This is a genomic window from Vampirovibrio chlorellavorus, from assembly GCF_003149375.1.
GTDB classification, from domain to species: domain Bacteria; phylum Cyanobacteriota; class Vampirovibrionia; order Vampirovibrionales; family Vampirovibrionaceae; genus Vampirovibrio; species Vampirovibrio chlorellavorus_B.
Genome location: NZ_QFWH01000007.1, coordinates 116746 through 138598 on the forward strand (window position 1 = coordinate 116746; position 21853 = coordinate 138598).

Below are 21853 nucleotides of genomic sequence, written 5' to 3' on the forward strand. Positions count from 1 at the left end.
TCGCAACAGGGGAGAGTCTGAATGCGTGAAATCATTCGCTACAGTCACCGGGAACACCCTGTGGACATTACCGCTGGCTTTCAGACGCTGTCGGGCAACCTGACGCTGCCAGAGCGCGCCCGGGGGCTTGTTCTGTTTGCCCATGGTAGTGGCAGCAGCCGTTTCAGTCCCAGAAATCGCTATGTGGCAGAGGTTTTGAATCAGGCCGGACTAGGTACGCTGTTGTTTGATCTGCTGACCCCTGATGAGGAGTCCGAAGATGCCCTGAGCGGGGAATATCGCTTTAACATTGGCCTGCTGGCGGATCGTCTGGCCGGTGCCACCGATTGGGTCATCGCCCAACCGGAAACCAAGGGGTTGAACATTGGCTATTTCGGGGCCAGCACCGGGGCTGCCGCCGCACTGATGGCAGCCGGACAGCGCCGCACACAGGTGGATGCCATCGTCTCCCGAGGGGGGCGGCCTGATTTGGCCGGGCCCTTTTTAAAAAACGTAACCGCGCCCACCCTGCTGATTGTGGGCAGTGAGGATTATGAGGTCCTGAAGCTGAACCGACTTGCGTTTCAGCAGTTACAATGCAAGAAGGAAATGATGCTGGTTTCCGGGGCGACCCACCTGTTTGAGGAACCCGGCACACTGGGCGATGTGGCGCAGGCCGCCAGCCAGTGGTTTACCCAATACCTGAACAAACCGGGTCATGTCCATCCAGTGGCCGAGCGCTGAGGGTTCACACCCGGCGTTTGACCCGGCAGCCGGGGTGGGCCACCACATCCAGCGAAGGACAGTAACTGGCCAAGGCTGTAATGGGAGACAAAGACTCTGAAAAGCCATGGGCGATCAGTAATTCATTGGTAAAAATCTCATAGTCGGCGGCTTGCCACTGCCAGGGGAGATGCGCAATGCGGGCGGTAAACAGGCCGCCTCGACCATCGGTGGTATAAAGTCGGTAGCGTTCCGTCAACCAGTGTTGCAAACTGGCCTTTTCCTCCCCCAGAGGTGGTGCGGGTTGGGGCTTGTATTGGCACTTAAAGCGGGCGGGCTTGGCCCGATGATCGGTGCGGGTGCTTTGAAATTGGATCAGGGCCGCTTCCGACGTTGCCGACGGGGACTGGCACATCTGCATGCGGGCGTGTTGGTAATTCAGGTGGTAACTGAGTCGGGCGGCCTCCACCGAGAGGAAATCATTGGCGTCCAGACAAAAAAAGTAGACACCGCTGGCCATTTCCGCAAAAGCAGAGGCCGGTTTGACGTAGGTGCGCAAATTCAACTCCAGAAACCGGAACGGAATGGGCAGGCCCGGAAGCCAGTAGGTCAGGGCAAAGGGCACCACACTCAGCCAGGCTTGGCCATCAATGGTATCCGGCACCAGTTCCTGGGGCAAGCGACTTTGTAAAACTTCTGGAGCCACCGGGTAATGCAGGAACAGCAAGTGTTCCCAGCGCTGTCGAAAGGAAAAAGGCAAGCGAATCATGAGCGCGGGCTTTCTGATCGCTTCGCGGACAGTGGACGGGTGGGCCGCTGACGACTGCCATGTTTTTCATAAACCGTCTGAGCCATTTGACGCACCTCGGGCCGTCGCTTCCATTCAAAAATACGCTCCTTGGCCTGCCGGTAAGCTGTGGCATGATCCACCACCGGCAGCGGGTAATGCACCCCCGGCTGGAATCCATAACTCAGGGCCAAAAGCGGAGGCAAAGTGTGCGGCTCGTGAATGAACTCGTTGGGCAAATCGGCCAGCTCCGGCACGAATTGCCGAATAAAAGCTCCGGTGGGATCTTGCTCCTTGGCCTGCTTGATGGGGGAGTAAATGCGAATGGTATTAATACCAGTCACCCCGGATTGCATCTGGAATTGGGAGTAATGAATGCCCGGCTCAAAATCGAGGAAGTGCCGGGCCAGCTGAACAGCCGGTTCTCGCCAGTGCAGCCACAAATGATAGGCCGAAAAAGAGGCCAGCATGGCCCGCATGCGAAAATTAATCCACCCTTGCTGGTGCAAGGCTCGCATACAGGCATCCACCAGCGGATACCCGGTTTGCCCCTGTATCCAGGCTGCCAGCAAGTCCTTGTCAGGTTCGGGATCCCGCAGTCCGTCAAAGGCGCGGTTCATATTCTCAAAATCGATGCCCGGTTCGTCTTCCAGTTTTTGCATAAAATGGCAGTGCCAGTGCAAACGCTTGTTGAATGAACGCAAGGAGCGCAACCACTGAAGGCTTTCCGGGCCCTTGGGGCCTGCGCTCACAGTCTGAATCTGATGGAGGGTGGCCTGATACACTTGCCGCACACTCACGTTGCCCCAGGTGAGATAGGGGCTGAGGCGACTGCACTCTTCCCCGGCAGTCACCGGACTGGACATACCCTTTTGATAATTCTGCCCACGCTGGGTTAAAAAACTGCGCAACGTATCCTGAGCGGCCAGCTCGCCGCCCGATTGCATGGCAGGCTTTGAATGGGGGGGCAAGCCCAGATCAGCCAAGGTGGGTATGGTTGAGGACGCTTGCAATCCGGGAACCGGAACCAAGCGATTCGGCGGCGGGATCACGTCATGGCTCATGCGTTTTTCCCAGTGGGCAGCCCAGCGATCCCGAGATTTGAGGCGCCGCACCACACCAGTTTGGGGCAACTCCGTCCAGCGGAGCCCCTTTTGTTTCACCCAGTCCGCCACCCGCAAGTCTCGGGCATAACTGAGATCGTTGCCGGTTTCCTCATGACTCCACAGGGCTTCAAACCCGTAACGCTGATGCAGGGCATCCAGCACCTCCGGCATGCGTCCCGTTTGAATAAGTAACACGCCACCTCGATTTTCCAGGGCCTGTTTCAGATCAAATAATGATTGCCGTATAAACTCGGCGTGGCTGCTATCGAAGTCCGGGGCAAAAATAAGCTCCGGCTCAAAGACGTATAAACACAGACAAGGCCCCGCTTGGGCCGCTAAAGACAGCGGGGCGTGATCGGTTACCCGCAAGTCTTTTTTGAACCACACCAGTTGATTGCCCATGGCTTAAACCTCTTGAGGCCGTTTTGGTTGCAGTTTTTGCCGCAAGCCATCCGCCTGCGCCTGAATGGCCAGACTTTCAGCGCTATCCAGTCGATCCACGTTTTTTAGCTGCAAGCCCATACGGGGATTTTTACTGAGCAACGGCCGATGCCGAATCAGGAAGTCCCAGTATAACGTTGTGAATGGACAAGCGGTGGGCCCCACTCGCTCTGCCGGGTTGTAGGGACAGTGCTGGCAGTAGTTGCTCATGCGCTGAATGTACTTGCCAGTGGCCGCATACGGCTTGGAGGCCATAATGCCCCCATCGCCAAACTGGGACATGCCCAGCGTGTTGGGCAATTCCACCCATTCCACGGCATCGACATACACGGCCAAATACCATTCGTGCAGCGTTTTGGGATGGACGCCGAGCATTAAGGCGAACAATCCGGTCACCATCAAGCGTTGAATGTGATGGGCGTATCCATACCGCAAGGTCTGGCCAATGGCCGCATTGAGGCATCGCATTTCCGTCTGACCCGTCCAGTAAAAATCAGGCAGTGGCTGATTGGCCTGCAGGGCGTTGAGTTCCCGGTAGTCGGGCATGTGAAGCCAGTAGATGCCTCGCACGTATTCCCGCCAGCCCAGCACTTGCCGAATAAAACCTTCCACCGCTTCCAGCGAGGCCTTTCCCTGATGGTAGGCCGATTCGGCGGCGGCAATCACCCGGCGCGGATCGAGCAGCTTCAGGTTCATGGCCGCCGATAAACGGGAGTGATACAGATAGGGCTGATCCTGCTTGGGGCCATACCACATGGCGTCCTGATACTGTCCAAACTGGGGCAGGCGATATTCGATAAAATCCTGCAAGGCCTGCTCAGCCTGCTCAGGGGTAACCGGCCAGTCGAAGGTCTGCACACTCCCCGGATGCTCGGGGAAGCGCCTTTCCACCAGTGCGATCACGGCTTGCGTAATGTCATCCGGTTGAAAGGGAATCGGCTCCGGCACGGCACCGGGCCCGGATTTCTCGAAACTGCCCCGGTTCTCCTGATCGTAATTCCAGCGCCCGCCCTCCGGTTCCGCGCCGTGCATCAACACATTATATTTTTGGCGCATCCAGCGATAGAAAAACTCCATGCGCAACTGCTTTTTGCCCTTGGCGTGCTGGGCAAATTCCGCTTTGGAACAGAAAAAATGACTGTCCTCCAACACCTCAAAGGGAAGTTGAGCGGCCTGTACAACCCCCTGTAGAGCCTGCGCCACGTCCCACTCGCCCGCTTCGGTCATGCAAACCGATTGAGGGTTTAAGCGGGTTAAATCGTGCTGAAGTTGAGCGGCCAGACTCCCCTGATTCTCCGCATCATCCAGTGAGACGTAATGCACCCGATAGCCCTTGCTGTCCAGCAATTGCCTGAAATGGCGCATGACGCTCAGAAATAGCACGATGCGAGCCTTGTGCGTCCACACTTTGGTGGATTCCTCAGCCACTTCCGCCATCCACACGCAATCCTGATTCGGGTCAAAGTCTCTCAGGGCCGGATTGTCCAGGGTCAACTGATCACCCAGTATGATCACCAACCGACGGATGTTCATCAGACCAGATCCTTTCCAAATTCACAAAAAATTTACCGATTAAATAGGTAGTGCGTGACTAACAGCGATTTTGCGGTCCAGCAAACGGTGCGGGGCCAATTGGACCGTACCAGCCAACAGTAGGCCTGCTCGGAAAAGCCTTTTTCCAATGTGCGATGCAGGGGCATTTGCACAAAAAAGGTCAAGCCGTAAATGACCCCTTGTAAGCCCAGAACAGCTATCAAAACCGGGCTTTTCAGGATGTCGCCGGTATAGCCCGCAAACAGGATAGCCCCGCTCAGGGCTTCCAGTCCCAGCGGCAGCAACAAGACCTGAAAGGTACGCCGGGTATGGGTTTGTTCGTAATGGGCAAAGCCCTCCCGACCCACCCGGTCAAACAGGGGGTAATGCACCCACTGCACGAACCAGATGATACCGGTCATCATCCAGGAGGTTGCCAAGGCCAGTATCAACCACGCTTGCATCAGAGGGTTCCACTTCCAACGGCGGGTTGATTATTTAAGTGCTTCAGTAACTGTTCGGCGGCCACCAAGCCAGATAACACAGCCCCTTCCACCCGAGGCCCGGCAAAAGCGTCGCCTGCTAAAATCAGCGGCGGGGTTTGCTGAAACCATTGGTAATACTGGGTTCCGGCATTTTTGACCAAAGCGTAGCGCCAGCGCTTGACTTGCCAGTCCAGAATTTGGGCCTCCCCCAGATACGGTTGCACGGCCTGACGCATGCACTCATAACAGGCCTCATCACTTTGATCAAACCATTCTGTGCTACTGCGGGGGGACATTTGAATGGTTAAGCCAAACCCGTTGGGGGAAATGCCCTTTTGATGATTCTCCGCCACCCAGCCAATGAGAGATCCCTTCTCCGGTTGCCAGTAACCGGCCTTGTCCGGCAGGTCCACCGGGCCATCCAGGCACATCAGCAGGGCCACGCAGGGATCATATGTCACCGCTTTTAAGGCGTCCCATTGCTCGGTGGGAAGATCCAACGCACTGGCCGTTAAAATGTCCACGGCTTGGGGCGTGGGCGCAGTCATAATAATAGCACTGGCCTGAAGGCACCCGCCCGATTCCAGAAAAACCTGCCAGCCCGGTTCGGCCATGGCGAGACGGGTCACTTTGGCCGCTTTACGCACCGTGATCCCCTGGGCCAGATGCTTGGCAATGCGGGTCATCCCCTCTGCGCCGATAAAAGTGGGGTAGCTGTGCCCGTTTTCCGTGGACTTATCAAACCAGACCCGGGCCACCCCCTGGGCAATCCAGTCCTCAACTAGCTGTTGAAAGCGGGCATCTTTGGCCGTGAAGTATTGGGCCCCATGATCAAAGACGGTGGTAAACCCTGCCGATTGCAGACGTCGGGTGGCCAGCCGACCGCCCAGCGCCCGGCTTTTTTCCAGCACCAGCACGTCCTGACCGGCTGCCTGTAGTTTGGACGCCGCTATTAAACCGGCCATTCCGGCACCGATGATGACAATGAGGTGGTTGTTGCTCATGCGGCACCTGCTTTTCCGTCTGCTTTATATTGTGTAGTCTTGCTCAGAAAACGCTCCCAATCGATGGGATCAGCGGCGCTGGTTTGTGGTTGGGACACAATCACCTGACCGGCTTGAATCAAAAAGGCGCCGCCCAACTGAAAACCATCGCCATCCAGGGGGCCAATGCCATGCCCGCCTTGGGTCCAGGCCTGAAAGCCCCGTACCCACACCGACCCGCCAAAAACCTGCTGAAAATTGGCACGACTCAGCCCAAAGGCCTTGTAAAACCGGCGATCCGGATCAGTAATGGGGAAGATCTCCTGCAGGCCGTAACGCTGCCAAAGCGTTTCCATGGCCTCCGGCGCCGACATCATGACCACCGCAGCCCGCAGTCCAGCCGTCTTCAGGGCGTCCTGCTGCCGGGCCAGTTGAGTCAGGGTTTCCATGCAAAAGGTACAACCGGAATGCCGCAAGAAAATCAGCAGGAGCGGATCATCCTGGGACAGGGTGCGCAAGGATGCGTCCAAGGCCGGAATCGGCTCATCTAGCGCCGCAGGCAATGAGGCAAACGCATTGGGGGTCCGATCCGCTCGCCACAGGGTGTAAACCGATTTCAGGATCAGGAAAAAGGGCACCCACCAGATGAGATCGTTGGTAACGATGTTCAAGCCAAAAAGCAGGGGAAAGCGTTGCTGCACGAGGGCCAGGGCAAAGCCCATGGGACCGAAAATTTTACCCAACAGCCCCACCAGCACAATGGGCCAATGACGGCGGGGATCCGTGGCCGCAATCAGGTAACCCAGCCCGTACACGCCCACGATCATGCCGATGCACTGCCACAGCTCAGGGTAGTTGGGCAACACCGCCCCACTGAGCTGGAATACGGCATTGGGAAATAGCACCATGAACCCACCCCAGAGGATGTTATAAATCCCGGCCACAGCCAGAACGGCAAAACTCCACTGGGGCATTTGGGCGGAAAGCTGCCGAGCCATCAGCGTTTTACCCCGGAAAACGCTTTCACCACCTGTGCGTGTCGGTAATCGAACATGCGCTGTAATTTTTGCCGAACCATCCACCCGGCCACCCAATGAGACAGGGGGGCCAGCGGCAAGGCGTAGTCAATGTCATCTTCCAGCAGGCAATGGGCCTCATCAATGGGAATGACCCGATGGGTATGCGTCCAGCGGGCGAAGGGACCGCTGATTTGGGTGTCCTGAAACTGGCGACCGGCTTGATAATTATGATGCTCGGAAACCCAGTCCACCGTGATAGGGCCCAGCATATTGATTCTCAGGGTGACCCGACTGCCCGACTGGGAAATCGGCCCGGTTTGATTGACCACTCGAACATTTTCCCACGGGGGAATGAGGGAGGGCAGGGCTTCGGGCAATTCGTGCCAGGCAAACACCACTTCAGCCGGTGCTTCGATCCGGGTTTGCTTGATAAATCGTGTCATTCTTTTCACCTCGGGGCGATTGTCGCTAAACCACCATCCACGCCAATAATCTGCCCGGTGACCCAGTCCTGCTCGGGACTCAGGAGCCAGGCCAGAGCGGAAGCCACTTGCTCAGGGGTGCCCAGCCGATTCAGGGCGTGTTTCTTCACCGATTCCTGTCGGGCCAGGTCACTATTCAAGAGTTTTTCGGTTAAGGGAGAGTCCACCAGCCCGGGGGCCACCACGTTCACCCGAATATTTTTGGGGGCATAGGTGGCCGCAGCGGATAACGCCAGCCCATGAAGCCCGGCCTTGGCCGCCGCAATGGCTTCGTGATTGGCAATGCCCAACCGGGCCGCCGCAGAGGAGACGAAGGTCACGCTGCCCCCGCCGGATTTCTCCATCAGCCGAACTGAGGCCCGCAGCCAATAGAAGGCGCTGCTTAAGTTAATATTCAGCGTTTGCAGCCATTCATCGGGCTTGGTCAGATGGGCAGGCTTCAGGATGAGGGAGCCCACACAATGGGCCAGCCCATCCAATCGTCCCGACTGGCTTTGCACCGTTTGCAGGGCTTGATCGACAGCCCCGGCATCAGTAGAATCCAAAAGCAAGGGGGTGGCATTCAGTGCTTGGGCCAGAGGCAGCAACTTGGCCTCATCTCGGGCGGACAAATACAAGGTAGCCCCGGATTGATGCAGTCGTCTTGCCAGGGCTTGACCGACTCCGCCGGTGGCTCCGGTAACGAGATAGACCCGATCGTTCATGCGCAAGCTCCAGAAAAGGTAATCGTAAATTTACGAATCAATGATACGGAGAGGCTGATTTGGGTGAATGGATTTTGAAAAAACGATAAAGATGGATCCGGTAAAAGGTTGCAACACTGCTTCAGACTGCGTTTCAAACTGCATTTGAGATTGATGTGATAATAGGAGTAGGGAATCTGTGCCCATGCTTCACAGTTTAGCACGGCTTTGGTGCGGTTTGTGTGAGTTCTATCAGTCAGGCCTGCTGCAGGCGGGCTATCAAGGCCGGACGCTTAAGGCATCCTGAAAAGACCGCACGAGAGGGGCACCACCCCGGCCGTTCGAAGCGGAGGGGTTCAAACGCACCAGTTTGTTGACATCTTTTTTTGTGGCTGCTAATCTACATACATTCAAAGCACAACACACCAGCCAGTGCTTTGTATGGGCCATTAGCTCAGTTGGCTAGAGCGCACCCCTGATAAGGGTGAGGTCCGGTGTTCAAGTCACCGATGGCCCACCATTCCCTATATCCAGTCATAGCAAGGAAATCGGCCTCTGGGCTGATTTTTTATTTTTAGATTTTGGGGCCTCACCCTTGGGAGATCTGCGGCCCTCTTTTTGTGCTGGCCTCATTTCTGGAAACCAGGGCGAAGAATTTTCCAGCTATGATTGGATTTCGCCTCTTAAAAGCTCACCCGACGGGGGGATGAGGCCCAAATGTCTGAAACCCTTGCCAGGTTAGCCGTTGAAGGATCGAGAGCACACACCCGGAAGGGTTGTGACGGGTCACTATCCCCGGAGGAATGTTGCCCAGGCACCCACTCTTCCAAAAATTTGCAAGACTGGTAAGGGTTTCAGCCGATAAGGGATTTGCTCACAATCCCCGGCGGGTTGATCCCTGTCTAACAATTGTTGCCAAAATGACTTGCCCCATAAGCTTTTTAGCCTAACAAACGGCCTGTAAGAAGGAGTTTTACCCTGAGTCACCAGCCTCGCGCAGGTCATTTCGCGCATCGCGGACAATCGACCAGGAAGATTGCAGGAATAGACCTGCTACCACCGCAGCAACAACCAAATCGGGCCATGGCGTGTGGGTCCAGGCCACCAACCCCGCCGCTATGACCACAGCGAGGTTCCCGATGGCGTCATTTCGGGAAAACAGCCAAACCGCACGGACATTGGCATCACCGGCACGGTGAGGGATAAGCACCACTGCCGCCCCAACATTCACAATAAGGGCGATACCGCCAAATATCCCCATCATTTCCGCATCCGGTTGATGCGTCACCAGAACACGATAGATCGTGGAAACGAGCACACCGATTCCGAGCGCCCCCAAAAACAAGCCCTGGATAAGGGCGGAACGTGCCCGCCACTTTAGACTCCATCCGATTGCAAGAAGGCCAATGAAGGTAATCAGGCCGTCCCCCAGGAAATCAAGCGCATCGGCTTTAAGGGCTTGAGATCCAGCCATAAAGCCTGCAACCACTTCTATCACGCCATAGCCCACGTTCAGCAGGACAACCGTCCACAGTGCCCGTTTGTAGCCAGGCGCAATATGGGTCAGGTCTTTGGGCAGTTCATCATCGTCGCCAGGCTCGACAGGAATGCGATCCAGCCGGTCTAGTTGGTATCCAAGAGCCTGTACGATGCTTTCAACTTCCGGGAGCTTGGTATCCGGGTTCTCTAGGCTCAGGGTCATTACCTGAGTAGCGATTGAAACTTTCACGTTATCGACCCCAACCCCGCGTACGGCCTTTTCTATCTTGGCTGCACATGAAGAGCAGTCCATTCCGGTAACACGGTAGCGAACCATTTCAGGTGTTTCGTTTGCTGGAGCAGATACGTTCATGGATCCTCTCTTTGGCAAGAGTATATTACAGTCCACAGACCCAACTTCGCAAGGAAATGTAAGGATGGAAGGCGCAGGGGGCTCCCGAAACCCGGACATCGCCATAACATGGTATGGATCCGCTAGAACATAAGGAGACAGCCTATGATGAGCTCCGAAATGACATTCAAGGGTATGACCGTGGAGCAGGGATTTCAGCATGTCTTGAGCCAGTTAGAACCAGCCGATATCGAATACGCCATCAGTACCCGGCATGAAGGCATTACGCCCTTCGGTACCCTCGGCGATATCTGCGACCACAATATGCTCTACCCTTTTGCCGAAGATGGCGCCTTCGATGAGGAAGGTCGAATCTTGGAAGAGTGGACGGACTTCGCTAACGCCGTAGCGGAACGCTTCTGCCGGCACATCTTCGAGCTGAGAGGAGAAGGCCATTGATCGATACCACGCAAGCAACACAAATAGCCCACCTCAATGATGCGTTTCGTAAAACGCTCTTGGGCGGGCAAGTCATGCTCACGGCAGGGGTTCAGGCCCTATCCGAGCTTGAGCATTATGAAGTTTTCAGGAAAGTCCAAACCTTCGACGATTTTTCCGAAGATAATGATCCTTATGGGGAGCATGATTTCGGGGCTTTTGAGGTCGGAGGAAAACGGCTCTTTTGGAAGATCGACTACTACGACCCCACGCTGACCTTTGGAAGCGAGGATCCGGCAGACCCAGCCAAGACCAAGCGGGTCATGACCCTCATGCTTGCTGAGGAATACTAAGATAGAGGTTAGACCCAACCCAATTCGACTTCGATATAAACTTCTTTATCGGTCCAAGTGATTTCGCCATTCTTGTAGGCTGCTTCGGCATCCCCGATAGTCGGATATTTTTTCTTCATCTCGGCATGCTGTAACTTTGCTTGCCGGATGTTCTCCTCAACCCACTCTTGCGTAACTTCGGGATTCGTGGAAGAAATACGCATTTCAACACCATCACTTGCCGTTATCTTGATTTCGTCATCCATGACATATCACCGGATTACAGGGTATGGGATCTCCCGTTAATCTTATCAGGAAAGCCCGAGGATTTCCTGAGGTTGCTTTGATTAGACCGGGATTATGGCTGTGGTAGGATAAAACTCATCATGAATTCTCCGCCGCACATACTGCTTCCCGAAGCCGATGAATGGCTGACCGTCTTCCTTCAGGAGCTGTCTGAATTTCCGGTCAATCGGAAGCTGGAAGCCATAATAGATGAGCATTGCCGAAGGGAAGGCAGCTCAAGAACGCAGTTTCTTTACGGCGTCTGCTACATGATTTCCCTTTCTTCCCTGACGCCTTATCAGGTGGCTCAAAAAACGGAAATCGACCTGAAGACTGTGAAACTGCTGGTCAATAATCTCAACAACATGCTCCGCAAACTGGACAAGTTGGGCGAGAGATACCTCCATACCCTGTATGATCGGCATCCCGAGCAGCATGAGGATGATGCCTCAAGCATCATTCATGCCACCCGGTTTATGAATAAGGGTCTGGATATGGCAGCCAGCTACCCATAATCAAGACTCACAAAGTTGCCGAACGACGCTTTGGGCCACCGCTTTTGTGAGCAGAGGCGGAACCGCATTCCCTAACCGCCCCCAGCGGTCTATGAATGATCCGTGCAAAACGAAATCATCCGGGAATGCGCAGACCCTTTTCAGCTCTCCAATGCTCAGGAAGCGGTCCTCACTCGGGTGAAGCAGGCCCACCTGCCCTGGCCTCAGCGTTTTCAGGACAGTTGGTGAAGGAGCATCCCAAGCCAAACGAATCAGGGAGAATTCGTTCGCTTTTTGGCGGTATCTTTTGTGCAGGTCGGCCCCGGATTCACCGGCCCGGATTGCTTTCGCCGTATGAAGCGCCTTGCCTTTGGGAGCCTGAATCATTTCATGTTCACTCAAGTCTTCTGTGGCTTGCCGGAAGGTGACCGGATGCGTACACGGCACCGGGTGTTCGGGTATCAGGTCCAAGTCTTTCCTGAATCCAATCAGTATGACCCTTTTTCGACTCTGTGGAACGCCGTAATGAACAGCATTCAAGATACGGCCCCTGACTTCATAGCCCGCTTCAGACAAGGCTTTCACCATTTCATAAAAAATGCCTCTCATCTTTCCAGTAACCAGACCCGGCACGTTTTCCATGACAAACGCTTTAGGGCGGATGGCTCTTAGGAGCCGCACGTATTCTTCAAACAGGCGGTTTCTGGGATCGTCCATTCGCCTTTTCCCAGCCATCGAAAAGCCCTGGCAAGGTGGTGAGCCGTCGAGGATCTCCAGTTCTCCCGGCTCAAGCCCCAGTTCTTTCAGAACCTCTAGGGGATCGAGAGTCGCGATATCGGCTTCATACAGGCGGGTTTCCTGAAAATTGGCACGGTAAACGGCGGCGGCATGCTTATCAAATTCCACCGCGGCCAGCACCTTGCATCCGGCAAGCTTGTAGCCAAGGCTCGACCCACCGCATCCTGCAAAAAGGCTGATGACTCTCATACTTTTTGATGTGCTAGACATAGACTGCTTCTCCGCAATGAGGGCAAATGACTTTGGGTGCGTCCTTCATCGAGCCTGTCAGTTCCCCGCCCAGCTCGGGCTCCATGGGAGCCGCTAGCAAATCATCCAGCTCAGCTTGAGCAAAGCCGGTTGCTTCAAGCAATGCCGGATCGTCTTCCCTGCAAAGCAACTCGATCAAGGAACGAAGCCTTTCCAGATTGAATCCGCTGTTATGGCAAATCTTGTTATGGGCGATGCAATAAGCCTTTTTCTGGGCTTCACTCAAATGCAAAAGGGTAATAACCGGGATTTCGCTCATCCCAAGTTCACGGGCGGCAAGAACCCTGCCCACCCCTTCGACGATTTCACCGTTTTCGTCAATGGCCACCGGGTCATTGAACCCGAATTGCCTGATGCTAGCGACAATTTGGCGAATCTGCCCATCGGGATGCTCTTTCAGCGGGTTTTCGGGCAACCTGATTTTATCCAGGGATACTGCGGTAATCTCCAGTTTCATAGCCATTTCTCCTTACATGCTGCGGAAACGCGGCAGGTGAGATGCTCGCCTGAGTTGAGAGACTGCCCCCTGCAACGCATCCGGCCCGTCATCGTAACTGGTTGGGAAAAGCGCCATTTGATCGATGAGGCGCGGATGGATGCTGTCAGCAAAAAGCAGGTACCCGTTGCTGATATCCGGTTCCAGGGTGGAAATCCGCTGGTATTTGTTCTGGTGTTGGTGGACACCCACCACCCGAATATCCGTGAGCCCCGATTGCTCAATAGCCTGAGTGTATAAGGGTTTTAATAACTGCTGGAAGTTATTGTCTTCGAGATACAAAGTGTCAAAACCCCATTTGCCATGCAAAGAAAGAGCTTTCTCGATCTGAATCGCGGGAGCCGCTTTTTCCATGTAGCAATCAAGCGCATAGAGATACCCATCGTAATCCTTGCCCACCAATACGATGGCCGCAAAATCAGGCTCTGAATTCTGGCCCGGTTTTTTGCCAAGAGCCGGGTCGTGAAAAGCGACGATGCGCTCGAAATCGCTCCAAGCCACCCGTTTGTCAGAACCATCCAGCCATAGGACGCCATCTTCTTCAATCCGGAAGCGTTTGGCCCTTTTCATATCGAAGATTTGGCGTTCCGGATCCAAAGGCTCATTTTGTTTTTCGCTGTAAAAGCTGGCCTGGCCTTCATCGATGCGCATCTTCATAAGTTGCAAGTACGATTCCCCGTCCGGCCAGAGAACATGCGTTCCCTTGAGCATAAGTTCCCTGTTGGCCTCGAAAAAATCCGCAGCCTCACTTTGCCGGTTCGGGTTGGACAAATCCGTATAACAGGCTTTCCATTGTTCCCAAAGGGATTCATTCTCAGTAAAGCTTACTACCGCCTGGTATTTCTGGGAAAACCAGCCGGGGGATTGAAGAAGCTCACTTAAAAGGGATTCTGGATGCAGGCAGGTTCCAATGACCGTGATATTGGTCGATCCGTCCACTTGCCCGCATTTCATGACATCCTTGAAGAACCAATCCCTGGTTTTGGCTCTTTGTTCAGGTGATAAGGTACCTTCCAATGACTCGATATCGTCGCAAAGAATCAGACTGGGACGGTGTTGTCCGTGAATCAGACCCCGGACTTGCTGGCCCTTGGATTTGGCCATGATCCGGATGCCGTTTTTGGTTACGAATCCTTTGCGGGAACGGTGTTTTTCGGGCGGTGCCAGGTCCCCGAAGACTTCAATCAGTCTCTCGTTGGTTTGAAGCTCGTCGAGAATGTTCTGGACTTTCCCCTGGGCTTCTTGAGCCGAGTGCCCAATGATCAAAATAAAGGGCTCGTAACCGTAAACAATGGCATGGATGGCTTTGAACAAAACCTTGAAGGTGGTCTTGGCATGGCCGCGGGGCGCCGCGATCACATCGCGGCGCCCCCGTCGAAGAGGATCCTCTTCATCCTTGACGAAACAGCCATGCATCTTTGAAAAGAGGAACTGGCAATGATGCGGAAAAAAGCATTGCACGAAGAAATCAAATTCCTGGAAGCTCCTCATGTAGGCCAGGGCACTGATTTTATTCAGTTGGGAAAGTTCGCTCCTCGTTTTCAAGTGCTCTGATAATTTCTTCCAGTTCACCCGACTCAATGAGTCTGGATTCACTTTTTTTGAATTCCGCATGTCCCAGATCCTTTTTAATCTGTTTGAGCAAATTCAACATGTCCTTTGCGGTTTTCCTGCGAAGCTCGTTATCTTGTGACTGAGTGGCATCCTGGTAGATGGAAACAAACCAACTGATAACCTGGTGATAAAGATCCGATAGCGGTTGGGATCCAGCCTCTTTTACGTTTTCTCTTGCTTCCTGGATGTATCGTTTGGCCTGGCGCTCGGAAATTCCCCATTGCTGGCAGGCGAGCTTTATCATGTGGGAGTAAGGAATACTTTTTCCCAGAAGCGCCGTCATGACATCAACACGTCTGAGGTATTCAACCTGCTTGATGCGTTTGTGCTGATTCATCATTTCCCCTCCTATATCAGGTCCGAAGGCTGTGTGAACAAGACAAAAAGTGACAAGGCTTTAACCACCAGGCCCAAAGCAGCTTGCAAACAATGAACAAACAGAATCAAGGTCACAACTTGTATTAACCCGGTCAAGGCTTGAAACAAGCCGTCTTTTCGTGTCATACCCTATCCCCCTCTATTGTCAGGAAGCCATTTCTTCGACTTCCTCATAAATCTCCTGCATCCGCAGTTTCTGGGAGTGCACATAGACCAAAAGATCATGGGCATTGTGGATTCTGAACTGATCTTTCACCTTGCAACCCAAGCCGTTGATTTTGCCGCCAATGGGATCAAAGCGACCCCAGACATTAAACCAATTCCTGATTTTGGGCCGCTTGAAGTCTGGCACCTGCAAGAATCTTTTCACCAGCCCCTTGGAAAGCGGAGAGCCTAATGTAAAAAGCGTATGTGCCTTGAGATTGAAGTTCTTGAGCGTTTCATAGGCCACCACGGTTCCCAGGGAGTGGGCCAGGATGATCGCATCCGGATTTACCTGTAACACTCCGGCTAACCGGGCCTGGATGGCATTGTGCGTTTTCTTTAGCCAGAAATATGACACAACGTCATTGATGTAATCTTTGGGCATACTAGCCAATGCTGCCGCATCACGTCCGGCAATACATGTGAGCAGCATCCCGATTGCAGAGACAACCAGCCGGTTAAACAAGGATCGATCCAGCAGATCCTCATAATGAAACTCGATCCAGTTCTCCTGGGGAATCTCTAATTCAAGACGCAGAAATTCAGACCATCCCGGCTGGGTATTACCAATACCATGGATGGCTACGATTTTTCGGGTCATATATAGCTCCTTACGAAGCGATTGTGTTATTCTTCGGGTGATAAAGCTTATTTGGGGTAAAAATGAGCAAGAAGTATTGGAAAAAGGTAAAGCGGATACATAAACAGCTTCGAGAACAGCTATCTACGCCCGCCTCATATCTCGATCTTGGAAATATTGATATCCTCGATAAACAGCCAGAGGTGAAGCAGGCGATTTGTAAGCTGCTTTCAGAATGTGGCCAAAATGGCTACACCGTGAATGAAATCATCGAGCAGCTTAAAGATATGGTGGAAGGGACTTTTACCCTTCGTTATGTAGAGCCCATCCTGAAGGAATATGTTCAGAAAGGGCAGATGGGGACGAGCATAAAGAGGGAGAGAATATCTGATAAGCCTCAGATTAAAGTTTCTCTTACCCGGCCAGGACTCTTATATAGACCCACGTATAAAACCGATTTTAATTCTCAATATCGGGAAATAGTTTACTATCACTACATTCCGCCTGAACAAAGGGAAAGACAACAAAAAGATAATAAGCAAAGTATTCCCCCGTCTGGAACGGAAAAACAAAATACTTCCAAGAAGGCAAAAAATCACAAAGGGACAAGTAAAATCCTCAAAAAGAGAATCGAGTATCGCCTGGATTTCAATGGGCAAAAGGTCTCGGTATATGCCACTGGAAATCATATTGTGGTTCCCCAAATGACCTTACGGTTATTACCAGTCGAGTTCTTTAAGTCAGGCGAAATCGCATACGAACAATTTAGGGAAATTGTTACTGCGTCACTAGATAGCGTCCAAAACGAAATGCTGGAGCTTATGGACCAGTTGGCGGAATTACAAGCAACCCTCAATAGAAATATGGAAATTTATGGCGGTTCTAAAGAGACTACCTAAAGAATCAACGATTTCAGCTGCTTGTAGACCGTGAATGCGCCGGGTCGCTTATCGACAATCTCTACCCATTTCCTCCCGCCTCTTCCATCTGGAATCGTCCCCCTCAAGACCATATCCCGGTGCGTTTGATCAAAACCGTTCATGACATAGGGACTTTTATCCGCACCTCCGTATGCTCGCCCGTTGTATCCGTACAAGGCATCCTTGATGACCTCATCCGAAGCTTCAGGCGTAATGACTGGCTTTGTTTTCAAACGCAGCCAGCAAGCGGCACACAATGCTCCGGTTTCAAAATCATTGATGCCTTTGCTTGCATATTGCTCTATCTCAGCACTCGATAACCGGGTAAAGAACTTCAGCAAATTGCAAATCGTCTCGGGTTGCAAAACGGGATCAAACTGAAACGGGCCGCCGGGTGTTTTGGGTGGTGTGACCGAAAAGCTCTCCCGATACCACACGGCTGCCACGGCTTGCCAAGGCACCCCGGTCAATCTCTCCACTTTTTCAAAGACGTGTTTGACTTGCCGGATGCGCTCAATTTGCGATTCCGACAATCTGGGCAATGGGTTCATAGCATTACCTCTTGCGTGATTTTTTTTTGAGACCGGCTTCTACTTTCGCGAGAATCGTGCGCAGCGGGCCTTCGAGCTGATCCACCCGCTCCTGCAAGGTGGCGCACTTTTCAGTTAAGAAGGTGATTTGCTTTGTGCATTCATCCCGGTGCTCATTGCACATGGCGAGTTCTAACTTCAAGAGCGCCAGGACATCCATAAAAGCAGTACGGTTATGATCGGCTTCTTTGGTCAGGTAATCCCGCTGTTCCTGCGCCGATATCCGGCTGGCTTCGCGTTCCTTGATGAACATCAGAAACAACTCCCTTACGACAATTAAGGCCCCAATGGTGAGCCCCATGGGACCCAGAACCTGGGTGAGGATGGCTTCAAGCCAGTTCACTTGTTCCATTGCTGATACTCCATTTATTGGAAGCTAACCGAGCCACTGACAACATGATTCCCCTCGATAAAGGCCGTGGCGCTTTGAGAGGTGGCGTTCTTGATGGCAATGCCTGAGCAATTGAAAGAACACCCCGTGATAAACAGATGCGGGGTGCTGGGATGATCAATCCCGTTGGTGGCGGTGATGTGGCAATTGTTGTAACGGAAGCGGCTAATTCCGCTAAAGAGCGTGGGGTTGTGGAAGGTTCCGCTGGGGGCGTTGTAGATGATATTGCTAAAGAGCATATCGGACACGTTGATGGCTCGAAGGAGCGGAACAGGCGTGGTAATCACGCTGTTAGAGAAAATAAAGCCCCGCAGCATTTTTGCGCCTACTGGTCCACCCTGGTTATCGAGAGTCAGGCTGATGAGACTGGCACTGGCGTGAGTCATGTTGCCAAAGAAGTTACTGTCCAAGACGTAATTGCAAGACTGAACGCCATCGGAATCATCAATCAGGTTAATGAATATGCAATACTGGTTTGCAATGTCATCAAAATGATTGCCGGAAATTTCCACCCGCCGCACAGGATTGATGCTGATGGAGATCGCCCCTTCACTAAAGGTGGAAGTGAGATTTCTAAAATGATTCCCCCGGATGGTCACATCTTCCATTACCACAGGGCCATCGATGTAAGAACGGTTGGAAATTTTAAAACCCCGAGGACAGTTTTCAATCACATTGCCTTCCAAGGTGATGTTATTGATCGGGCCTTTGGAAGCGGTGGCGGAATTGTTGGGAATAATCAGTATGCAATAAGGTTCAATGTTGCCCGTTGTTCCCTGATTCTCCCAGGTATTGTCTTTGACATAGACCCGGCTGAAGGACTGGATTTCGAGAGGGGCATTGAACTGGTGACTGATCTTGCAATCTTTCCATTTGTTGCCGATAAACCAGGCATCCGCAATCCCCTCGGTCTTTTTGGAGGAGAGTTTGACCCCGGTTCGCATCTTCTCAAAGGTGTTGTTGATAAAGCGAATGGTGGTGGCGGCTGAAGGGTGCGCCGTATTGGAGACGGTGGAGCTGGTTTGCGTACACATGAAAAACCAGCAGTTTTCCACGGTGAGACTTTCGGCCATCGGCCCAATGTTCTTGTCATTAAAGGCCGTCTGAAAGCGAAGCGCCCCGTCCCCAAAGTATTTGAAGCGGCAACGGTTAAAGACCACGTTATGACAAGATTCCACGCGAAACCCATCATCGCCCCAATATGGATAAGAGCCACCGAATTCATCCAGCCAGCGTTCTTCATAGTTGCGGCCCCAGAATTCGAGATCTTCCACCACCAGGTTATCAAATCGGTGCGCCCAGAAAAGCAGGCTTAGACCCTGATTGGGGTCTTTGGCGATAATGGCGTTGCCGGAGCCTTTGAGAATCAATCCATTGTGATACTTGGTTGTGCCGGGATGCAGTTGAGCCCCCACCCGTTTCATATCGATGGTGCCGGATCCTGCACTGGTAATGTCGATAATCTCAGGGGTGCGGCCACCTGAAGGTTGAGAACTCGGATAGTAATACGCGTGATAAGCCGGAAAATCGTTAGAGGTGGTGAAATTGTTAATCGGGTGAATGGTTCCCACGGTGGGGGACACCACCCGGAAAACGTATTCGGTATTAATATCGGTTCCACTTGGCAAGGAACCGGTGGATTGGAAGCGCACCCGCTGGCCCGTGCGCATCAGGTGAGGGGCGGAAAACGTGATTTCATTGGTGGTGAGATTAATGGATGAAACGGTACGGCCAATCAGATCAATGCGTCCGGCTGTGGAAGCGGTATTGGTGGCATTGGAACGGGTATCATAGAGTTCATATTCAAGGGCACTGATACGCCTAGCATTGAAGACCTTGTTCTCGGTGACGGTCCATGGGAGGCCGTCTCCCTGAAAAGCGATGGGATCCCCGTTTTGCAGGCCCGGATCCTTGTCAAAAGTAATCCGTTCACTAATGGGGTTCCAGTTAACAATGGAAGGGCGTTCCCGGCCCGCAGAGCCCCCTGGCGGGGTAATGGCCGTGGTAATCCGGTAAACGCCGTCCGGGAAGAATACCCCGGACAGGCCCAGCGTCACGGAATCATTAATAGCCGCTTGAATGGCGCTGGAATCACTGGTCACCCCGTCCCCCACGGCTCCGTAATCCTGCACGTTCAAGAACATGCTGCTGCCGCTGCCGGTGGCTGCGGCAATGGTTACATCCACTTCATTGTTCACCGCGTCATCGGTGATGGTGAGGGTCACATTGCTGCCCGGATGAAAATTGATATTGGGCCGGGTGCCGACAATGGTGGCGCTGTTATTGCGAATGCCAACGCCGGTAATGCCGCCGCCTCCACCGCCTCCGCCCCCTGAATCGGATTCCGCCACATGCTCCACCCAGGCCGCTTCCTTGGTGATAGAAAGCGAGGCATTGGCGGTAAAGGGCGTAACAAAGAGCTGGAAGGTCTGATCGACCGTCATATCCAGGTTCAGGTTGGTGGTCAGCAACCAGCCTTCATCTTCGGGATCGGCCTTGTGCTGGAAGGTTTGAAGATGCGCTGTCACTTGTTGAGAACCTGAGCCATTGGCCATGATTTCGTAATCGAGCACCCAGTCAAAGCCACTGGCATGGTTGCCAAAGTTGCTGAAAGCGGAATCCTGGTTTTGTCCGCCGAGACTGGTACGCCAGCTAAAGGCTTGTAAGCCTCCAGTGTTATTCAAGCCGGAACCGCGTACATGAACGCGGATCACATCCCCTGGCCCCAGAGTGCCGCCAGGAATTGTATAGCTGAATAGTTGGGTTAATGAGGTGGTGTTAGCGACATTCACATCCGATGAATCGCGCCACAGAATGCCGCCGCCTCCGCCACTTCCTGTGGCTTCAATGGTCACATCTACTTTATCCCCACCGGCATCATCGCTCTGGGTTATGGTGACATTCGGGCCTGCAATAAAGTTGACTCCGCCCCGAGAGCCCGTTAAAACGCCATTGTCATAGACATCCACAACCCCGGTCCCGCCCGGAGGAATGGCCCAGACATTGTCCCCGCGCAAAAAGGTGGTGGCATCCGGGGTGCCGGTCGCTGAAAAATCCGTGGGAGCTTCTACCTGGTCTTTGGATGCCAACAACCCGGCATCGCCGACTTCAGAAAGCGTATGGGTATGAGTGACATTGGCCTTGCCGGAAAGATCCACATCCACATTGACATCAATGCGGCTATTGACTGGATCATCGGTAACCACCGCCACAGTGTTTAAACCGTCCTTGAAATTCAGCTTGGGCCGGGTGGCAATATCCACCCCTTCATCCTGAATCGAGACATCGGCATGAATGGTCACTTCCACACTGGAAGGAATTGCAGGTTCCCCTTCCGGATCCCCGGCATTAAACACCAGATCCGTTCTGACATTGTCCCCTTCCACAATGTTGACAATACCCACCGTGCCAGCCAAAGCAATGCCGTTATCATGCACTTCCAGGGGACCTCGGGCCAGCAGCTTGATTTCGGCATCCAGCTTGTTATTGATCGGATCATCGCTCAGTTCAACAACGACATCCCCGTTACTGATAAAGTTGACTTGCTTTCTGACCCCGCCGAGATTCCCATCCACCGCTAGCTCCACTTTCTGAACGCTGGTATCTTCGACTACATCAATGGCCCCACCGGTTTCAGCAAGCGTTGGCCCCATTGCCACTTCCGTCATGGCATCGGGTTGCGTAATCAGCAACTTGCCTCCGTCCAGGGTGCCCATACCCGTCCCCCCCTTGGTGGGCGGCAGAACACCAGAGAACTGATCCGAATTCACTTGGCGGTTGGTCAGCGCCGTGTCAATTTCATCGCGGGTTTTTTGAGAAGACCAGATCGTATCCGGGGCGGTGACCGTGTCATCCATGGGACGGTGGGCTTCAAGATCCGCGAGGTGATCGGTCACCCCAATCGTCTTTTTCACCTGGGTCAGGCTTGCTTTTCGGGTATCGCCCGCGTTGTTGATCGCAAGTTCATCGCTTTCATTGAGTGAAAGCGTCGAAGGCAACTGGCTTATCTGAATCCGATCTTCAGCCATAGTC

23 protein-coding genes and 1 tRNA gene are annotated in these 21853 nt (G+C 53.3%); 6 read left to right on the plus strand and 18 right to left on the minus strand.

The window, feature by feature from the left end:
- The first annotated feature begins 21 nt into the window (after window positions 1-21).
- Window positions 22-723: a dienelactone hydrolase family protein gene (locus tag DF283_RS10205; protein WP_303674732.1), complete on the plus strand. Its 702-nt coding sequence runs from the start codon at window positions 22-24 to the stop codon at window positions 721-723.
- A gap of 4 nt (window positions 724-727) precedes the next feature.
- Here the strand turns inward: DF283_RS10205 and DF283_RS10210 are convergent, their stop codons facing one another.
- The 8 genes from DF283_RS10210 to DF283_RS10245 are packed head-to-tail and all read right to left on the minus strand — an operon-like array spanning window position 728 to window position 8242.
- Window positions 728-1471, minus strand: a complete 744-nt coding sequence (locus tag DF283_RS10210) for a YqjF family protein (RefSeq protein ID WP_303674733.1) — start codon at window positions 1469-1471, stop codon at window positions 728-730.
- Complete coding sequence (locus DF283_RS10215) at window positions 1468-2997, minus strand: FAD-binding domain-containing protein (RefSeq protein ID WP_303674735.1); 1530 nt, start codon at window positions 2995-2997, stop codon at window positions 1468-1470. Before DF283_RS10215 ends, DF283_RS10210 begins: the two co-directional genes overlap by 4 nt.
- Before the next feature lie 3 nt (window positions 2998-3000).
- Window positions 3001-4569, minus strand: a complete 1569-nt coding sequence (locus tag DF283_RS10220) for a cryptochrome/photolyase family protein (RefSeq protein WP_303674737.1) — start codon at window positions 4567-4569, stop codon at window positions 3001-3003.
- Window positions 4570-4601: 32 nt separating this feature from the next.
- Window positions 4602-5033: a hypothetical protein gene (locus DF283_RS10225; protein WP_303674738.1), complete on the minus strand. Its 432-nt coding sequence runs from the start codon at window positions 5031-5033 to the stop codon at window positions 4602-4604.
- On the minus strand, window positions 5033-6058 hold the full coding sequence (locus DF283_RS10230; RefSeq protein WP_303674740.1) for an NAD(P)/FAD-dependent oxidoreductase: 1026 nt from the start codon (window positions 6056-6058) through the stop codon (window positions 5033-5035). The genes DF283_RS10225 and DF283_RS10230 overlap by 1 nt, the downstream gene beginning before the upstream one ends.
- The gene (locus tag DF283_RS10235) at window positions 6055-7035 is read right to left on the minus strand and encodes a SelL-related redox protein (protein ID WP_303674741.1); all 981 of its coding nucleotides are present in this window, start codon (window positions 7033-7035) and stop codon (window positions 6055-6057) included. The genes DF283_RS10230 and DF283_RS10235 overlap by 4 nt, the downstream gene beginning before the upstream one ends.
- Window positions 7035-7499, minus strand: coding sequence for an SRPBCC family protein (locus DF283_RS10240; protein ID WP_303674743.1), 465 nt, complete (start codon window positions 7497-7499; stop codon window positions 7035-7037). Before DF283_RS10240 ends, DF283_RS10235 begins: the two co-directional genes overlap by 1 nt.
- A gap of 5 nt (window positions 7500-7504) precedes the next feature.
- Window positions 7505-8242, minus strand: a complete 738-nt coding sequence (locus DF283_RS10245; RefSeq protein WP_303674744.1) for an SDR family NAD(P)-dependent oxidoreductase — start codon at window positions 8240-8242, stop codon at window positions 7505-7507.
- Between the two features lie 422 nt (window positions 8243-8664).
- Here DF283_RS10245 and DF283_RS10250 point away from each other — a divergent pair.
- A tRNA-Ile gene (locus tag DF283_RS10250) sits at window positions 8665-8741 on the plus strand.
- Between the two features lie 453 nt (window positions 8742-9194).
- Here DF283_RS10250 and DF283_RS10255 read toward each other — a convergent pair.
- Window positions 9195-10073, minus strand: coding sequence for a cation diffusion facilitator family transporter (locus DF283_RS10255; RefSeq protein WP_303674745.1), 879 nt, complete (start codon window positions 10071-10073; stop codon window positions 9195-9197).
- Between the two features lie 144 nt (window positions 10074-10217).
- Between DF283_RS10255 and DF283_RS10260 the strand changes: the two genes are divergently transcribed.
- Together DF283_RS10260 and DF283_RS10265 are read left to right on the plus strand one after the other, a co-directional pair.
- On the plus strand, window positions 10218-10511 hold the full coding sequence (locus DF283_RS10260; protein ID WP_303674746.1) for a hypothetical protein: 294 nt from the start codon (window positions 10218-10220) through the stop codon (window positions 10509-10511).
- Window positions 10508-10843, plus strand: a complete 336-nt coding sequence (locus tag DF283_RS10265) for a DUF3768 domain-containing protein (RefSeq protein WP_303674747.1) — start codon at window positions 10508-10510, stop codon at window positions 10841-10843. Before DF283_RS10260 ends, DF283_RS10265 begins: the two co-directional genes overlap by 4 nt.
- Before the next feature lie 8 nt (window positions 10844-10851).
- Here the strand turns inward: DF283_RS10265 and DF283_RS10270 are convergent, their stop codons facing one another.
- On the minus strand, window positions 10852-11088 hold the full coding sequence (locus DF283_RS10270) for a hypothetical protein (RefSeq protein WP_303674749.1): 237 nt from the start codon (window positions 11086-11088) through the stop codon (window positions 10852-10854).
- Between the two features lie 120 nt (window positions 11089-11208).
- On the opposite strand from DF283_RS10270, the gene DF283_RS10275 reads away from it, so the two are divergent.
- Entirely contained in the window at window positions 11209-11622 is a 414-nt protein-coding gene (locus DF283_RS10275) for a hypothetical protein (protein WP_303674750.1), read from the plus strand.
- Here the strand turns inward: DF283_RS10275 and DF283_RS10280 are convergent, their stop codons facing one another.
- From DF283_RS10280 to DF283_RS10300, 5 genes are all read right to left on the minus strand, one after another.
- Window positions 11623-12609 (minus strand): DNA cytosine methyltransferase, encoded by a 987-nt coding sequence (locus DF283_RS10280; RefSeq protein WP_303674751.1) that lies wholly within the window; start codon window positions 12607-12609, stop codon window positions 11623-11625. It abuts the gene before it with no gap.
- The gene (locus tag DF283_RS10285) at window positions 12602-13105 is read right to left on the minus strand and encodes a ParB/Srx family N-terminal domain-containing protein (RefSeq protein WP_303674752.1); all 504 of its coding nucleotides are present in this window, start codon (window positions 13103-13105) and stop codon (window positions 12602-12604) included. The genes DF283_RS10280 and DF283_RS10285 overlap by 8 nt, the downstream gene beginning before the upstream one ends.
- Before the next feature lie 12 nt (window positions 13106-13117).
- The gene (gene terL / locus DF283_RS10290) at window positions 13118-14689 is read right to left on the minus strand and encodes a phage terminase large subunit (protein WP_303674754.1); all 1572 of its coding nucleotides are present in this window, start codon (window positions 14687-14689) and stop codon (window positions 13118-13120) included.
- Window positions 14655-15098 (minus strand): hypothetical protein, encoded by a 444-nt coding sequence (locus DF283_RS10295; RefSeq protein ID WP_303674755.1) that lies wholly within the window; start codon window positions 15096-15098, stop codon window positions 14655-14657. The genes terL and DF283_RS10295 overlap by 35 nt, the downstream gene beginning before the upstream one ends.
- 183 nt (window positions 15099-15281) lie before the next feature.
- Entirely contained in the window at window positions 15282-15941 is a 660-nt protein-coding gene (locus tag DF283_RS10300) for a hypothetical protein (protein WP_303674756.1), read from the minus strand.
- 62 nt (window positions 15942-16003) lie between these two features.
- Here DF283_RS10300 and DF283_RS10305 point away from each other — a divergent pair, with 62 nt between their 5' ends.
- Window positions 16004-16819, plus strand: a complete 816-nt coding sequence (locus DF283_RS10305) for a hypothetical protein (RefSeq protein WP_303674758.1) — start codon at window positions 16004-16006, stop codon at window positions 16817-16819.
- On the opposite strand, the gene DF283_RS10310 is transcribed toward DF283_RS10305, so the two are convergent.
- From DF283_RS10310 to DF283_RS10320, 3 genes are read right to left on the minus strand one after another with little or no spacing between them, the layout of a single operon-like run.
- Window positions 16816-17391, minus strand: coding sequence for a hypothetical protein (locus DF283_RS10310; protein ID WP_303674760.1), 576 nt, complete (start codon window positions 17389-17391; stop codon window positions 16816-16818). The two genes, DF283_RS10305 and DF283_RS10310, sit on opposite strands and share 4 nt — an antisense overlap.
- 4 nt (window positions 17392-17395) lie before the next feature.
- On the minus strand, window positions 17396-17782 hold the full coding sequence (locus tag DF283_RS10315) for a hypothetical protein (protein ID WP_303674762.1): 387 nt from the start codon (window positions 17780-17782) through the stop codon (window positions 17396-17398).
- Window positions 17783-17796: 14 nt separating this feature from the next.
- The gene (locus tag DF283_RS10320) at window positions 17797-21849 is read right to left on the minus strand and encodes a glycosyl hydrolase family 28-related protein (protein WP_303674764.1); all 4053 of its coding nucleotides are present in this window, start codon (window positions 21847-21849) and stop codon (window positions 17797-17799) included.
- Window positions 21850-21853 lie beyond the last annotated feature (4 nt).

Coding starts and splice junctions, on each gene's coding strand:
- DF283_RS10225 (WP_303674738.1), bottom strand. CDS start 5,033: ATGCAAGCGTGGTTGATACTGGCCTTGGCAACCTCCTGGATGATGACC.
- DF283_RS10295 (WP_303674755.1), bottom strand. CDS start 15,098: ATGATGAATCAGCACAAACGCATCAAGCAGGTTGAATACCTCAGACGT.
- DF283_RS10270 (WP_303674749.1), bottom strand. CDS start 11,088: ATGGATGACGAAATCAAGATAACGGCAAGTGATGGTGTTGAAATGCGT.
- DF283_RS10315 (WP_303674762.1), bottom strand. CDS start 17,782: ATGGAACAAGTGAACTGGCTTGAAGCCATCCTCACCCAGGTTCTGGGT.
- DF283_RS10280 (WP_303674751.1), bottom strand. CDS start 12,609: ATGTCTAGCACATCAAAAAGTATGAGAGTCATCAGCCTTTTTGCAGGA.
- DF283_RS10210 (WP_303674733.1), bottom strand. CDS start 1,471: ATGATTCGCTTGCCTTTTTCCTTTCGACAGCGCTGGGAACACTTGCTG.
- DF283_RS10285 (WP_303674752.1), bottom strand. CDS start 13,105: ATGAAACTGGAGATTACCGCAGTATCCCTGGATAAAATCAGGTTGCCC.
- DF283_RS10230 (WP_303674740.1), bottom strand. CDS start 6,058: ATGAGCAACAACCACCTCATTGTCATCATCGGTGCCGGAATGGCCGGT.
- DF283_RS10205 (WP_303674732.1), top strand. CDS start 22: ATGCGTGAAATCATTCGCTACAGTCACCGGGAACACCCTGTGGACATT.
- DF283_RS10310 (WP_303674760.1), bottom strand. CDS start 17,391: ATGAACCCATTGCCCAGATTGTCGGAATCGCAAATTGAGCGCATCCGG.
- DF283_RS10245 (WP_303674744.1), bottom strand. CDS start 8,242: ATGAACGATCGGGTCTATCTCGTTACCGGAGCCACCGGCGGAGTCGGT.
- DF283_RS10260 (WP_303674746.1), top strand. CDS start 10,218: ATGATGAGCTCCGAAATGACATTCAAGGGTATGACCGTGGAGCAGGGA.
- DF283_RS10220 (WP_303674737.1), bottom strand. CDS start 4,569: ATGAACATCCGTCGGTTGGTGATCATACTGGGTGATCAGTTGACCCTG.
- DF283_RS10255 (WP_303674745.1), bottom strand. CDS start 10,073: ATGAACGTATCTGCTCCAGCAAACGAAACACCTGAAATGGTTCGCTAC.
- DF283_RS10275 (WP_303674750.1), top strand. CDS start 11,209: ATGAATTCTCCGCCGCACATACTGCTTCCCGAAGCCGATGAATGGCTG.
- DF283_RS10215 (WP_303674735.1), bottom strand. CDS start 2,997: ATGGGCAATCAACTGGTGTGGTTCAAAAAAGACTTGCGGGTAACCGAT.
- DF283_RS10320 (WP_303674764.1), bottom strand. CDS start 21,849: ATGGCTGAAGATCGGATTCAGATAAGCCAGTTGCCTTCGACGCTTTCA.
- DF283_RS10240 (WP_303674743.1), bottom strand. CDS start 7,499: ATGACACGATTTATCAAGCAAACCCGGATCGAAGCACCGGCTGAAGTG.
- DF283_RS10300 (WP_303674756.1), bottom strand. CDS start 15,941: ATGACCCGAAAAATCGTAGCCATCCATGGTATTGGTAATACCCAGCCG.
- DF283_RS10305 (WP_303674758.1), top strand. CDS start 16,004: ATGAGCAAGAAGTATTGGAAAAAGGTAAAGCGGATACATAAACAGCTT.
- DF283_RS10235 (WP_303674741.1), bottom strand. CDS start 7,035: ATGGCTCGGCAGCTTTCCGCCCAAATGCCCCAGTGGAGTTTTGCCGTT.